Source organism: Allomuricauda sp. XS_ASV26, from assembly GCF_041224615.1.
GTDB lineage: Bacteria > Bacteroidota > Bacteroidia > Flavobacteriales > Flavobacteriaceae > Flagellimonas > Flagellimonas alginolytica.
The window spans coordinates 383413-399823 of the sequence record NZ_JBGFGK010000033.1; the positions used below are offsets into that span (position 1 = coordinate 383413).

Sequence of the window (16411 nt, forward strand, 5' to 3'; positions counted from 1 at the left end):
CCACGCTTATGAAAGTATCACTACTCAGGTGGGGCATAACTACTTGTTTACTCCTGTTTGCATACGCGGGATTTTCTCAAGTAAAAAACGATTTCGATGTTCGTTACGCAAACGAAATTAGGGGAGACCTTACGTTTATTGCCAATAATATAGTAAACCGGGACTCCAACAATAGAGATCCGGAAGATCCATATAATAGCACTGGTTCAAGCTCCAGTTACAACGATGACCTCAACATGCAATATATTGATGTTGATGGCGACCCTAGTACCTTTAGCTCAAGTAGTGCAACTTTGGCAGTACCAGATTCGGATTGTTCAAGAATTAGATATGCGGGACTATATTGGTCTGCCGTTTATAGAGATAACAACCGTCGTACGGATTTTGACGAAATCAAGTTTAGGGTGCCAGGTGCCGGCTACGTAGATCTAACTGCCGATGAAATTCTTTTTGATGGTAATGGAGATTCCGATTTCGGCAGCTACGCTCCATATGCCTGCTATAAAGATGTAACATCCATATTAACGGGCTTGACCAATCCAGATGGAGAATATACCGTGGCCAATGTACGGGCCAGTTCGGGAGATAACGTTACTGGAGGCGTTTCCGGAGGTTGGTCTTTAGTGATCGTTTATGAAAACCCTACCTATCCAGGAAAATACATCACTACTTTTGACGGATATGCCGGTATTAAATCCGGAGAAACGGTAGATATTCCCTTTAGCGGATTTACCACTTTGCCAGCACCTTTCCCGGTAAACGCAAAACTTGGTGTAGCCGCCTTGGAAGGAGATAACCGTATTACCGGGGATCGACTGTCCATTAGAGCAGATAGCAATGGGTCTTTCACCACATTGTCTAACACGGCAAATCCATCCAATAACTTTTTTAATAGTAATATTACCAACGAAGGGGTAATTCAAACCAATCGTAACCCCAATAGTATCAACACCTTGGGTTGGGACGTAGATCTGTTCACCATACCAAACCCGAGCCGGTCCGTAATACCCAACGGAGAAACAGGGGCAACATTAAGAGCTTCGTCTTCACAAGATAAATACGATATTTTCTTCACCTCCTTGGATGTGGAGATCATTGAACCATCTATCAACTTGGCCAAAACCGTCGAGGATATAGGTGGTAACGATATTACTGGACAAGGTGTGCACCTAGGTCAATATCTGGATTATGTGCTTACTTTCCAAAACGTAGGAAACGACGATGCCACAAATTATACCATAAGGGACGTTCTTCCCATAAATGTGACCTTGGACGAATCCAGTATAACCATGCCCTCTGGGGTAACCTATACCTTCGATCCTGCAACCAGAACCATAGTTTTTACCATTCCCGATGATATTGTTGAGGAAGGAGATCCACCAGCAGTTATCCGTATGCGGGTACAAGTGGCCGAAAACTGTTTCGACTTTATCGATGCCTGTACGGATATCATTCAAAATTTGGCATATTCCACTTATCAGGGTGTTTTGAACTCAAACCAAATTACCGATGACCCCAGTGTTTACGATTTTGATGGTTGTGGATTTGGTTCTCCTGGTGCCACAAATTTCTTGTTGGACGACCTTAGCGCGTGTAACTTTAGTAGGACCGTACAACTCTGTGGTGAGGATGTATTGTTGAACGCGGGAGATAACTTTGACAACTACATTTGGTACCGCGACGAAAACGGTAACAATCAAATTGATATAGGAATCGATACGGTTATTACCGATGCCGATTCAGATACGGATCCCAGTACCATGTTGGTTACCGAAGTGGGCACTTATATTGTGGACAAGCAAGTGGCCGACCCATGTAAAGACTTTCAAGAAATAATTACCGTAGAATTGTTTGGTTCGGTTCAATCTAACCCAATTACAGCCTTGATCAACGACCCATCGAACAGCATAGATGGTGATATTGAAATATGCCCCAACGACGGTAGTGAACTGCCCGAAATTTTCTTGTGTGGACTTAACGATACAGAACTTCTACAGATCAACATTCCCGATGCTACACGAATCGATTGGGAACAACTGGACGAATCTAGCTGTGGAGACCCCGTAGATGGTTGTGCTAACACAAATACCGGTTGTACGTGGAATGTGGTTCATGCCGGAAACGATTTCTTGGCTTCGGACACTGGCCAATATAGATTGGTTATCTATTATGAGGATGGATGCTTCAGTAGATTCTATTTCAATATTTACAAGAATCCCTTGGATCCGAGATACACCAGCAGCGATATTATATGTGATACCGATGGAAACATCACCGTTACCAATGTCCCTTTGACTTATGAGTTCCAATTGGTGAACCAGACCACAGGAACGATTATAGCTCCTTACCAATCCAGCCCCAGCTTTACTGTTGATACCAACGGTGCCTACATGGTGGAAATAAGACAACAAGGAGTAACCGATGGTTGTATTTTTGTGTTGGACAATATCGGTATTCTGGATAGGGATTTCCAGGTAGATGTTGTTCCCCAGGACACCGATTGTAACGGATTGGGAGAAATTGCCATCTCCGTTCTCAATGTTGAGGCGCAATATTACTACGAAATTTCAAGTGGAGGCACCGTGGTGGATACCCACGGACCAACCAACGATAACAATTACACTTTTGAAAATCTGAACGATGGTGTTTACGACGTCACCGTAACCACAGATGATGGTTGCGACTATACCGAACAAGTTACCATTAACGATTTGACAGACCTAGAACTTACCGCGCGAATTTCACAACACATAACCTGTCGAGAAGGTAATATTCTAATGGAGTCATCAGGAGGAAAGACTCCACACACATATGCCATATGGTCCTATATTGATGAAGGGGGCAATACAATTATTTCCTATCCCTCAGTAAACGACATTCCGGCCTCTGCATATCAAACCAGTCAAATATTTGACATTTATGACCCGGGTCAATACACATTTGTTGTTGTGGATAGAAATAACTGTCACGATATTTCAAACCCTGTAACAATTGAATTTAGACCATCTGCAGATTTTGATCCAACCACGGTTACCGACGTATTTTGTTATGGAGATGCATCTGGTACAATTACTTTTAATCTCTTAAGCAGCAATGGCTACCAACTTACATATTATCTATTCGATGCCACTGGTTTTGATGAGAACAATTACGATTTGAACAATGCAATAGCCACAAATACCTCTGGTAATTTTCCGGGATTGAACAGTGGCGATTACGTTATTGTAATAAATCAAAGAAAAGGAAGTGCTTCTTGTGATTACTTCGAATATCAAAGTATTTCAGGACCTACTCTTGCTCTTGATGCAGATATTCAAATCTCACAAAATTATACTTGTACACAACTAGGAGAAATAAGAATGTTCAATGTTCAAGGTGGCTCTGCTCCTTATGAATACAGCATAGACGGGGTTAATTTTAGTCCCGATTCCGGCACCTTGTTAGAAGAAACATTTTCCAACCTCACGGATGGAACATATACTATAACTGTAAGAGATGCCAACCTTTGTACCTTTGCGGATTCTGTTACCATAGATCCTTTAGATCCTCCAACCGATATTGGTTTTACGGCAACCGATCCCCTTTGTCCAACTTTTGTTTCGGACGTAACCCTATCCGTTACAGGTGGAACACCTAATTTGATCTATGAAATTATTTCGCCTGCCGTTAGTGCGGTAAACAACGGAAACAATGCAACTTTTGCAGGTCTGTCTCCAGGAACCTATATGTTCCGGGTAACCGATAACAATGGTTGTTTCTATGATGAAAGTTTTACCATTGACCCTGTAACCGAAATCGCAGTAACAGGTCAATTGCTGAACAACATTACCTGTTTTGGTGATTCAGATGGAGAAATAAGGTACAATGTATCCGACTTCAATACCGATTATGATTATTCCGTAACTGGTCCTGCAACATTTTCGGGAACCGCCGAAACCAATGGAACAATCACTCTTTCTGGATTGGCGGAAGGAACCTATACCATTACCGTTACCGATAACTTTACCAACTGTACGGACACCGCAAGTGTTACCGTTGTAGCTCCGCCTGCAGCACTCAATGCTTCAGTTACTGTGGCACAACCCACTTGTATGGCCAATGGTTCGGTAGATATTGTTGCGGCTGATGGATGGGGAAGTTATACTTACGAAATTACTGCTGGCCCAGCAGGATACGTACTGCCAACAGCACAAGCTAACGGCCTGTTCACCGGTTTAAATATTGGTGGCACCTATACCTACACCGTTACCGACGCCAATGGTTGTGTGTTTACGGACACTTTTACACTAACGGAAGCCATTGCACCGGTTTTAGATATTGTTCCGAACGATATTTGTTATGACGATGCCACGGGATTGACTTTAACGGCCAATGTTACATCTGGAGGAGATGGAAATTATGAATACAGCCTAAATGGAGGTCCGTTCGTGGCCATAAATATATTCACAGGCCTCGGTCCGGGAACCTATACCATTGATGTTAGGGATGGGAACGATTGTACCGATTCGGCATCAATCACCATTGATCCAGAACTTAGTGTAACGGCATCAGCGCCCAACATAACAGCCTGTGGAACAGATACGGATGTGACCGTAACAGCGGCCGGAGGAGATGGAAATTACGTATATGCCATTGTAAATAATGGGGCTACACCAACCGCTGGGGATTTCGCAGCTGCAAACCCCATTACTATTACTGGGGCAGGAGATTACGATGTGTACGTAAGAGATAACAATGGTGCCGCAGGATATTGCGAGGCCGTTTACGATATTACCATTCTTCAAGACGATCCATTGGCCTTAACCATTGCCAATACGGACATTCTTTGTAGTGGTGAAGCTCAAGCCCAAATTACCATAACTGCGACAGGTGGTGAAGCACCTTACACCTACAGCATTGACAATGGGGCCACCTATCAAACTTCCAACATTTTTGTAAATCAAGCAGCGGGTAGCTATAATATCAGGGTTCGCGACGCCAACAATTGCGAGGTGACCCAAATTTACTCCATTACAGAACCTTTGACCCTTTCGGCTTCTGCCGCGGTAACTGCCTTGGCAGAATGTTTCCCTGGAATGGGTGCTGAGGTGCGTATCACCAATGCCATTGGAGGTACAGCTCCTTACGAATACAGTTTTGATGGCGGTTCCAACTATGGGACAAGTTCCATTGGATATCTATTGCCGGGGACACACACGCTTTACATTAGAGATGCCAACTTGTGTACCTATCCAATGTCCGTAACCATTGATCCAGAACCAACACCTCCTACCGCAACCACAACCATTGATTACGAGTGTGATGGTGAAGGAACCATTACGGTAACACCAAGCAGCACCGATTTTGACTATACTTACGAAATTAATGGTACGCCTAACACACCGGATACCAATAATGTATTTCCAAACGTACCCGTGGGCAACCATACCATTACGGTAAATTACACCAGTAACATAGCCCCTTCACCCAGTATTCTTTTATCCGAAAATTTTGGGGTGGGACCAAATACAAGCATCACCGAAATTGACCCTGCTTACTGTTACGAACCGCAAGATGGCAGTGCCAGCGCATGTGCAGGTTTTGGTGCGGACACACATATTCAAGATGGTGAATATTCTGTAACTCAAAATATTGTAAACCCTTATCCTTCTTGGCAAAGTCCAAACGATCATACTGGAGTGGCGAATGGGAGGTTCTTGGCCATAAATGTGGGTGGAGTAGCCGGTGTTGGTGGAATCGTTTACCAAAAAACAGGAGTAGAAGTAGTACCCAACCGTGATATCACTGTTTCGCTATATGCGTTTAACCTATTGCGTAATGGAACCAGTGGTGGTGACCCAACTATTGAAATTCAGTTGGTAGATGGAGGCGGAACAGTTATTGCCAGTACAACCACAGGAAATATTCCAAAAAACACAGGTGCCAACGATTGGCACAATTATACCGTAAACCTTAACCCTGGGGCAAACTCCAATCTGGATATCGTTATTAGAACCAACTCTGCGGTAATCAATGGAAACGATATAGCCATTGACGACATCGAAGCATACCAAATACCCGAGGTTTGTACCGATTCCTTAACCTTGAATGTAACAGTTGAAGATGGCCATGCTTTTGATGGTGCCATTACTTCCTTTACCAATATTTCTTGTAATGGTGCTGCGGACGGAACTATCGTTTTTGAAGCTGAAAACTTTGATCCAGCGATCGGATTTACGTATCAAGTGGATGGCGGTGCTGTATCGGCCGCCCAATTTGCCAGTCCTATAACTGTTTCCGGACTCGCAGCAGGCGCACATACCATCAACATAGTTGATCTACGGGACCCTGCCTGTTCAGTGGTGTTGAACCAAACCTTGACACAGCCCGATATTCTGGATGTAACCGCAACAATAACCAATGTACTGACCTGTACCAACGGAGGTGCAACCATCACGGCCACGGCCACCGATGGAACACCTGCTTATCAATATCAGCTAGAAGATGATCTGGGAGGTATAATCACAACTTTCCAAACTTCCAATGTGTTTACCGGACTTGCCGCAGGGGATTATGTGATCCGTGCAAGGGATATTAATTTATGTGAGGACACGACCAATATAACAATTGATCCTCCGGCAACCATCGCTTTTAATCTAACACCTACACTTTGTTATAGTGGAAATAATGATGGAAGTATTCAAGTAAATGTTACCGATGGAAACGGTACCTATCAATTTAGTTTGAATGGCGGTGCTTGGATGACGCCCACACCAACCGACGGTACAACATACCTTTTTGAAAACTTAACGGCAGGAACCTATACCATAGACGTACGAGATGCATTTGGATGTACAGCCACGGATACTGCAACCATTAATCCAGCATTGACCGCTTCAGCATCGTTGAACAGTGATTTGACCTGTTTGGCCGATGCCAGCATAACCATTAATGCAACTGGTGGTTCCGGTAGCTATTCCTACGAATGGTCCAACGATGGAGGAACCAATTATTTTGCAACCGGGTTCACTGGAAACGTATTCACTACAAATACCGATGGAACCTATCAGTTCCGTGTTACCGATACAGCTACTTGTACCACAGTAACAAATAGTGTTATAGTAACTCCGGCAACCCAACCTGTAATCAGCAATGTTATCCCAACAGATATCTTATGTTTTGGTGATAGTACCGGGTCTCTGAACGTTGTAATCGATACCTCGGTTGGCGTTCCGCCATACACCATTAATGTAGTAGAAACAAGTGGGCCTACCAACTATGGAACTCAGACCACAGGTTTGCCAGCAGGGTCTTATGAAGTAACCATAACCGATGATAAAGGTTGTGTTTCCGATCCGTTCCCTGTGGTTATTTCTGAACCAACTCCTATTTTGCCAAATGTAACGCACACCAATCTTACATGTGTTGCATCGACCACCGAATTGGGAACCATAACCGTTGATGCTTCAGGAGGAACACCAGATTATATCTATCAGGTATACAACACTGATTTCAGTGTAAACCTTACCTACGATACTTCTTTGGGAACCAATGATCATACCTTTACCGGTCTTGATTTTGGAGATTACACCGTACAAATTACTGATGCCAATGGATGTCAAAACATATCAACGGTTACCATTACAACAGGTCCGGATATATTGATAACCACGGCAGGGGCTTCGGGCTGTACGCCTGGTAGCGGTGAAATGACTGTTGAGGCTCAAGCTTCCAATGGAACTTTGGGTGTAGGAACATTCTATTTTGCCATCTATCCTGCTCCGGCTTTTAATGCGGCCGATCCTGCATGGTTCCCGGAAGATCCGCTACCAGCACCGGACAACACCCACTTGTTCACAGGTCTTACCCCCGGTGTAACTTATACTTTTATTGTTTTTGATACGGATACCAATTGTGAATATATTCAGGAAGCAACCGTTCCTGTGGCTACCAACTCTACTTTGGTATCAACTATAGATGCTTCAACCGATATAACTTGTACAGGAGCTGCCGATGGCACAGTAGATTTTACTATATCCGGTTATGGTGGAAATAATGTGAATTACGAGATTTTCTACACCAATACCCATACTACCACAGGTATATCGGATACAATATCGGGTGCAATCGGAGGCCCAGAAAGCGATACAGCAACAGGTTTGAGCCCCGGAGAATACTACATTCTTTTCGAAGAGGCCGATGGACCTAACGCTGGTTGTGTAATTGCTTCTGATGAATTCCTTATTGAACAAGCGCCCACTTTGCTAGATGTTACAGCTAGTTCACCAACTAACGACAACTGTAATCCAAATGCAGGTGTTATCACCGCATCGGCCCAATTTGGTCTTGCTCCTTACGAGTATCTGTATTTATTGGATACCGACCCCGCTCCTACAGCTGCTACCGCTGGATGGACAAGCAGTAACACGGCCAATGTAGAAGCTGGTGATTACATTGTGTATGTAAAAGATGCGAACGATTGTATACAAAGTGATCCCGTTACCGTTCTACTCGATCCAAGCCCAGATATTTCTCTGGCCATAATAGATGAATGTGTGGACGAAGGACTATTCCAGGTTATGGTTACGTTGGACAACCCAGCAGTGGCCATGGCACCGTTCCAAATTAGTATTAATGGTGGCGCATTCCAAAACTTTACATTCAATGGAAGCAATCAATATTTAATATCCAACCTATCTTCAAGTACAGGTCAATCAATAACTGTTCGAGACCTGAACGGATGTGCCGAAACAGAAACTTTTGATATTCATCCACCTTTGGAGTTTACGGTTACACAAACAGTAGCATTGGATTGTGAAATTGGTGCTGCCGGTAATGCCGAACTATTGATCGATGTAATCTCGGGATCTGGAAACTATGAGTATATGATCGATGGACCGGGCACAAATGATGTAGCAAGAGGTGTTCTTACATTGGATGCTTTCAATCAATTTACTTGGACAGGCGCAGCAGTTGCCGGTAGTTATGATGTGATTGTGTACGACATGGGTACAGCACCACCGAACTGTCCTAAAACCATAACCATAGAAGTTCCAGATGCACCTATTCCAGATTTTACAGAAACCCATGTAGATGTAACCTGTTTTGGTGGAAACGATGGTAGCATTACCCTAACAGCGGTCGATAATGGCATTCTGCCCCTGACCTATACTTTATCGCCAATGCCTGTTGGCGCTGTATTAAATGGAAATACTTTTGAAAATTTACCTGCAGGAACATACGATGTACGAGCAATTGGTGCAAATAACTGTCCCTTTGATATTACAGGGATCGTTATTTCCCAGCCAGATGCCATAACCAATGTAAACGCATCAGTAGTTGAATTCGGTTGTAGTGTTGGCAACAACATGAACAACGCGACCATCACGGTTGATACAGCCTCTATAACCGGAGGTAGTGGAAACTATGTTATCTATGAATTTATCAACGATGCGGGAGCTGTAGTGGTTCAATCCGGAAACAATCCTGTATACACCGAAACCGATATCAACGGTGGCAACTACACCATCAATGTATATGATAGTAATGGTTGTATAGGCACAACCACAGCTAGCATTGCAGCGTTTGATAGCTTGGACAACGCGACTATTACGGTTGATGCAGTTGCTACTTGTGCCACTGGCGAGGATATTACCATTACCGCAGTAGGATCTATCACTAATTCCAATACGCATCCGGCCAATTATGAATTTAGGGAATTGCCTTCTGGTATATTCCAGCCTACCGGAGTCTTTACAGGATTGAGTGTTGGAACACACAATTTTGAAGTAAGAAATACAATAACAGGATGTGTTAGAACTGTTTCACACGAAGTGGCCGATCCAGAAGTTTTAGATTTGAATGTGGTAAGCACCACAGATATTACTTGCTTTGGAGACACTAATGGCGAAGTTGTACTGAACCTTGTTGATGCTTCCAGCACTACCTATGCAAGTGCTACAAGTTATACACTGTATTACGATTTCTTAAATACTCCGACCAATCTGGGAGACGATACCATTACAACAGGTACAGACACCGACGGAAGTTTTACCATCACGGGACTCGCTGCCGGAACATATTATATCGAAGTAACGGATACCAATCCTCCGGGAGCTGCATGTCTGTACAGCGAATCCTTCACTATTGCGGGTCCAGCTGCTGCCATTACAGGAACCACTGTAGTAACCGATATTACCTGTTTGGGCAACGATGGTGCCATCCAGATTACCAATGTTGCCGGTGGATGGGGCGGATATTCCTACTATGTAGGTACTTCTTCTCCAACAGTGCTCGGTGACTATGTGGCCAGTCCAAACTTTACCGGACTCGTTGCTGGAACTTATGAAGCTTGGGTAATCGATTCTAGTGGTTGTGAAGAATTGGTGGATACCGTAACCTTAACCGATCCTAATCCGATAACTGCCACATTGCAAATCAATGTGGAAAACTGTACCGATCTGCAAGGTGAAATCCAAGTGGTGGGAACAGCAGGTGGACAAGGAAGCAACTATACCTATCAACTAATTAAAGATGGAACAAATGTTGGTTCTCCACAAACAAATACCATATTCTCAGGTCTTGGAGCTGGTTCCTATGAAGTGTTGATCGCCGATCAGTGGTCCTGTACCACAACTGTTGGACCAGTAGTTCTTACAGATGCCATGACAGCCAATACAACTGTGGTTAAACCTATAGATTGTGATATTAGCGATCCAGGCGGACAAATTACTGTTAATGTTTCCGGTGGATCTACAAATTTAGAATTCGAAGTAGAATTCCCGGATGGTTCAACGCCACTTCCAACAAACACTACAGGAGTATTTACAGGTTTAACCATGCCCGGTGTGTATACTTTTACGGTAACAGATAATGATACTGCCACACCATGTACTTATGTAGTTACCCAAGAATTGGATGATAAAGTTGATCCGATCATCGATAATGTTATCATACAAGATGTGAGCTGTAATGGAGGTTCCGACGGAAGTTTGACCGTTGTACTCGATCCTGCTACCGTAGTTGATCCTGTATACACCTACGAACTTTATGAAATGTCGGATTTGGTGAATCCATACCGATTTGCTCAATCGAGTCCTGTTTTTGATAATCTGCCTGCAGGTAATTACCAAGCTAGGGTAATCTCTTCAAGAGCATGTGAAGACTCTTTTGATGTAACCGTGGGCGAACCGTCTGCATTAACAGCATCTGCCTCTGCGACAGATTTTGCTTGTAGCCCAAGTAATAGTGTAAACGAAGCCACTATAACTATTTCGGCCCTTGGAGGAACAGCACCCTATACCTATAGTTTTGAAGGAAACAGCTTCACTTCCGATGCTACTTTCAATGTTGTGGACAATACGACCGTACAAACCATCAACTATATTGTTAGGGATGCCAATGGATGTGAATATCCGGATAGTATAACTGTTCAACCTCTGAACACATTTACCCTAAACTTAAATCAAGATATTGCCATTTCTTGTGTTGATCCAGAAACTGTGACCTTAACAGTTACTGAATTCATCGGTGGCGACACCTATACTTTTGAATTGTTGCCTGTTGGAAATCCTTATGGAGCAATCACAACCTCAACAGGAACAACAGCAACATTTGAGTTAACAGAACCTGGAAGCTATACATTCAGGGCTACCAATGATACTACCGGTTGCTATGTGGAGACTACACACAACATAGCTCCATACGATACCATTGACGTTGTGGCCACGGCAACATCGCCTGCTATGTGTTTTGGTGATGCAGGAACTCTGGAAATTGATGTAACTGGTTACACTGGCACTTACAATTATGAAGTATTCAATGCCGATGGTACAACAACTGGTATATCGGGAAGTGGTAATACAACCACGAATCCAATGTCCATAACCGATCCATTATTGGTAGGTGGAAACTACTTTGTGCGTGTAACCGAAACCGGGTATCCGGAATGTATTGAAGATTCCAATACCATTACCATAATATCGCCAAGTTCAGCATTGGATTATACACCACAAGAAGTGGCCAATGTAACCTGTACCAATGATCAAGGAGAAATATTGATAGCTCCTACAGGAGGTTATGCACCTTATAACATTGTATTGACCAACACTACTACAACACAGGTATATACCATAAACAATGTTGCAAGCCATGTGTTTACAGGTTTATCTGCAGGAAATTATACGGTAAGTGTTACGGACAATGGTGGATGTGTTGAAGATAGAACGATCACCCTAACGGAACCCATTCCGATTACTGCGGATATTGATGCTGCCCCAATAGATCTTTTGTGCTATGGCGACAATAGTGCTGCGGTTTGGGCTGATAATGTTTTAGGTGGCGAAGGTGTTTACCAATACCAATTAAATATTTATGATGCTACCGGAACAACCATCCAGTTCACCACTGGCGTACAAAGCAGTGATACATTTACAGGATTGGGTGCTGGAATATACAGCATAACCGTATCCGATGGCTGGAGCTGTGGTGTGGAAACCCCTCAAGTGACCATTACCGAACCAACAGAGGTTATGGCATCTTTGATCCAATTAAGTGGAATGACCTGTACCAACGATGCACAGATCCTATTGAGTGCGGCCGGTGGAACAGCCCCTTATTTCTATAGTACGGATGGCATAAGTTTTACGGCCATGAGCGGTGGAAATACCCATACGTTCGATGTAGCACCTGGAATATATCAATACTATGTTCGAGATGCCAACGGTTGTGATGCTATGATATCCAACCAGGTAACCGTAGATGCTGTTCCGGACCTAATGCTCGAAATAGACGATTCTGCAGCCATCATCAATTGTATGGGTGAAGCTTCTGCGACCATTATTGCAAGCGCAACCGGTGGTTTGGGCAATTATAACTACGAATTGTTCAGTGATGCAGCTTTGACCCATCTAGTAAATGGGCCACAAACCAGTGGAACCTTTAACGGACTAATTGCAGGAGATTATTATGTAAGAGTAACCAGCGTAGACTGTGTTGAGGTTTCACCTGTAATCACCATTGTTGATCCAGATCCTTTGGTTGTCGATAGGGAAGAATTTACCAATATCACTTGTTCTGGTATGGAGGACGGAACCATTACTGTTGAAGTTTCCGGAGGAACCGGTGAGATACTTTACGCCATTTCACCAAATCTAGATCAGTTCGATACCGAAAACACCTTTACAGATTTGGCACCAGGTATTTACGATGTAATTGCCCAGGATGTAAACGGATGCTTTATCACCTTCCAATTTGAACTTACGCAACCAGAACCGGTAGTTGCCGAGGCCATCAACATTATGGACGAGGTATGTTTTGAAAGCGGCGATGGATCCTTTGAAGTTCAAATCTCTGGAGGCACTGCTCCTTACCAAACCAGTTTAAACTCAACAGCAGATGAAAATTTTGTACAGGACCAGTTCTTGTTCCAAAATCTGACCGCTGGAACCCATGTAGTTTTTGTAAGGGATGCACAAGGTTGTGAAACCAATGTAATCGTTGAAATTGATCCTGGCGTAAATTTAGCGGCAACCGTTACACCAATGTACGAGTGTAGTGATATTGTTCCGGATAACTATTTGAACATTGCTTTTGAGGACGAATCCATTACCAACGACTTAATGTTCGCTTTGGATTCCACCGATCCGGCAGATATGCAATTAACGGCCGACTTTACCAATATGGCACCCGGCGATCATTACCTGACCGTAGCCCACGCCAATGGTTGTATGACGACTTATGACTTCACTATCGAAGCATTTGAACCATTGACATTAACCTTGGAGAATAACAACATCAACCAGATAACAGCAATAGCTGATGGTGGTGTAGAAGACTATACGTTCTATTTCAACGATATCGATAATGGAACCGAAAACACATTCTACATCAACAGAACGGATACCTACACTGTAACCGTTGTTGATCAAAATGGATGTGAGGCCACTGCGGAGATCTTTATGGAATTCATAGATATTGAATTTCCGAACTTTTTCACCCCAGATGGCGACGGTCTCAACGATATATGGCTACCTGACAACATTGAAGGGTTCCCGGACGTACTAATTATAATTTATGATCGTTATGGTAGAGTAGTGGAAGAGATGACCCGAAACGTACAGGGATGGGATGGCAATTACGATGGAAAACCATTGCCTACCGGAGATTACTGGTACGTTGTTAAACTGGAAGGTCCATTGGACGACCGCGAGTTTGTAGGCCATTTTACACTATATCGACAATAACACTTAACCTGCTAACCCCATGCTTAAAAAAGTATATTCAACAATCCTATTGGTTTCCTTGTCACTTTGTGCCAAGGGACAGGAGTTGACCGTACCCCAATTATCTCAATACATAGCCGACAATCCCTTTTTAATGTCCCCTACCTATGCAGGTATCGGCGACCATATAAAAGTTCGTTTAAACGGCTTAACGCAATGGGTAGGCATAGAGGATGCCCCGGATACCCAAACATTGGCAGCCGATGCCAGAATTGGAAACAGATCGGGGGTAGGTATGCTGCTTTACAACGATAGCAACGGTTTTACAAGACAACGGGGTGCAAGGGTATCTTTCGCCCACCATTTGACCTTGGACCGTTATGACGATATCTTCCTCTCGTTCGGTCTGTCCTATAATTTTAACCAATTTAGGATAGATGTGGAACAGTTTGAGGAAAACAATGGTCAGTTGCCTACAGACGATAAAGCCACAACAAATCATAACTTTGATATTGGGTTTTTATATCGGTACGATAAATTTTTCTTTAGTGCAAATGCCGGAAACGTCCTCAATAAAGATCTATCCAATTTCAATACAGATATTATACGGATAGAACCCAATAAACTTAGAAACTATTACCTGTATTCAGGATATAGTTTTTCCAAAAGTAAAAACAGTAAATTGGAAATAGAACCTTCCGTATTTTTTCAATGGTTTGAAAGTGATGGACGTTCGGTTACGGATTTAAATGCCAAATTCCGTTTTCGCGATTTTGAAGACTATTACTACGTAGGACTTACCTATCGCTTTTTGAACGACCAATTGGGAGAACCGCTTTATATTGCACCTTTGGCAGGTTTTAAAAAGAGTAACTTCTATTTTGGGTATTCCTATCAGGTAATTACCAACGAAATTTTGGGATATAGTACAGGTACGCACGTCCTCACCGTGGGTATGGATCTGTTCCAGGGAATCAGTAACTGTAGATGTATGTATTGATTTAACCGTTTTGTCCTATTTTTGCCCATTCTTAAATCACAGTTTTGGGAAAAATAAGATTAAAAAACATTAGAATACATTCCAACCACGGTTGTTTAAAAGAAGAAATGTTGATCGGAAGCGATTACCGTGTAGATCTAGAGGTAACCTCCGACCTTTCCAAACCGGCAGATTCCGATATATTGACCGAAACCGTGGATTACGTTCACCTCAACAATATTATAAAAGATGAAATGTTGGTGCGATCCAACCTTTTGGAACACGTTGCCAAACGTATTATAGATCGTATCTTTTTGGAATTGCCACAAGTAACCCAGATAGAAGTGGAAGTAGCTAAAATTAATCCCCCAATAGGTGGAGATGTGGAAAGCGTGGCCGTTATTTTAAACTCTCAAAGACAATAATAATCGTTTGGGTAAGCTAAAAAAAATAGTACATTTGCACTCTTAATCGGCATCGTGGCCGAGTGGCTAGGCAGAGCTCTGCAAAAGCTTGTACAGCGGTTCGAATCCGCTCGATGCCTCAAAACCCAGTACTTTGTGCTGGGTTTTTTTAACTGATCTTTTCTATTCCTTCTTTAATATCGAATTTTTCTTTGGGCAGGAATCCTTTGCTGATCAAAACAATGCCACAAATGATCAAAACAATACCTAAACCTTTTTTTATGACTACAATACGGTCTTGGGTCAAATAACGCTTTAACTGTTTGGCCAATATAATTTTTACAAGATCGGTCGCGAAATACACTAAGATCACCGTACTAAAAAATACCAACATTCGATTTGGATTGTTCTCTAAACTTGGTCCTACAACAATAATTAAACCGAGCCAAAATGCTAGAACACCGATATTGATGAAATTCAATAAAAATCCTTTTACAATTAACCCCAAATAGGTACCCTTGGAAGCTTTTACATTCGATTTTTTCTTGGCTTTTTTAACGAACAGATAAATTCCGTACACCAAAAGAATCATTCCTCCAAATACGAACAGTCCCGGCTCGTTACTTAGATTTTCCAACAATTGGAAACTACTGAAGTAGGCAATGATCAAAAAAACAATATCCGCAACTATAACCCCAATATCCAGACTTACTCCCGCTCTAAAACCTTTTGTGGCACTGGTTTCCAATAAAACAAAGAAAACGGGACCGATCATAAAGCTGAGCAAAAATCCTAAGGGAATCGCTGCTTGGATATCGTCAATCATT

Annotated in this window: 4 protein-coding genes and 1 tRNA gene; 4 read left to right on the top strand and 1 reads right to left on the bottom strand. The window is 42.8% G+C overall.

Annotation, left to right across the window (positions count from 1 at the left end):
- Window positions 1–8: 8 nt before the first annotated feature.
- From AB9K32_RS13885 to AB9K32_RS13900, 4 genes are all read left to right on the top strand, one after another.
- Window positions 9–14222: a T9SS type B sorting domain-containing protein gene (locus AB9K32_RS13885; RefSeq protein WP_369885517.1), complete on the top strand. Its 14214-nt coding sequence runs from the start codon at window positions 9–11 to the stop codon at window positions 14220–14222.
- 19 nt (window positions 14223–14241) lie between these two features.
- Window positions 14242–15201, top strand: coding sequence for a type IX secretion system membrane protein PorP/SprF (locus AB9K32_RS13890; RefSeq protein ID WP_224835981.1), 960 nt, complete (start codon window positions 14242–14244; stop codon window positions 15199–15201).
- Between the two features lie 44 nt (window positions 15202–15245).
- Window positions 15246–15605 carry a dihydroneopterin aldolase gene (folB, locus tag AB9K32_RS13895; protein WP_369885518.1) on the top strand — a complete coding sequence of 120 codons (360 nt, stop codon included), beginning with the start codon at window positions 15246–15248 and terminating at the stop codon, window positions 15603–15605.
- 48 nt (window positions 15606–15653) lie between these two features.
- Window positions 15654–15724: transfer RNA gene (locus AB9K32_RS13900), tRNA-Cys, on the top strand.
- Window positions 15725–15753: 29 nt separating this feature from the next.
- Here the strand turns inward: AB9K32_RS13900 and AB9K32_RS13905 are convergent.
- Window positions 15754–16410: a LysE family translocator gene (locus AB9K32_RS13905; RefSeq protein ID WP_224835983.1), complete on the bottom strand. Its 657-nt coding sequence runs from the start codon at window positions 16408–16410 to the stop codon at window positions 15754–15756.
- Window position 16411 lies beyond the last annotated feature (1 nt).

Coding starts and splice junctions, on each gene's coding strand:
- AB9K32_RS13885 (WP_369885517.1), top strand. CDS start 9: ATGAAAGTATCACTACTCAGGTGGGGCATAACTACTTGTTTACTCCTG.
- AB9K32_RS13890 (WP_224835981.1), top strand. CDS start 14,242: ATGCTTAAAAAAGTATATTCAACAATCCTATTGGTTTCCTTGTCACTT.
- AB9K32_RS13905 (WP_224835983.1), bottom strand. CDS start 16,410: ATGATTGACGATATCCAAGCAGCGATTCCCTTAGGATTTTTGCTCAGC.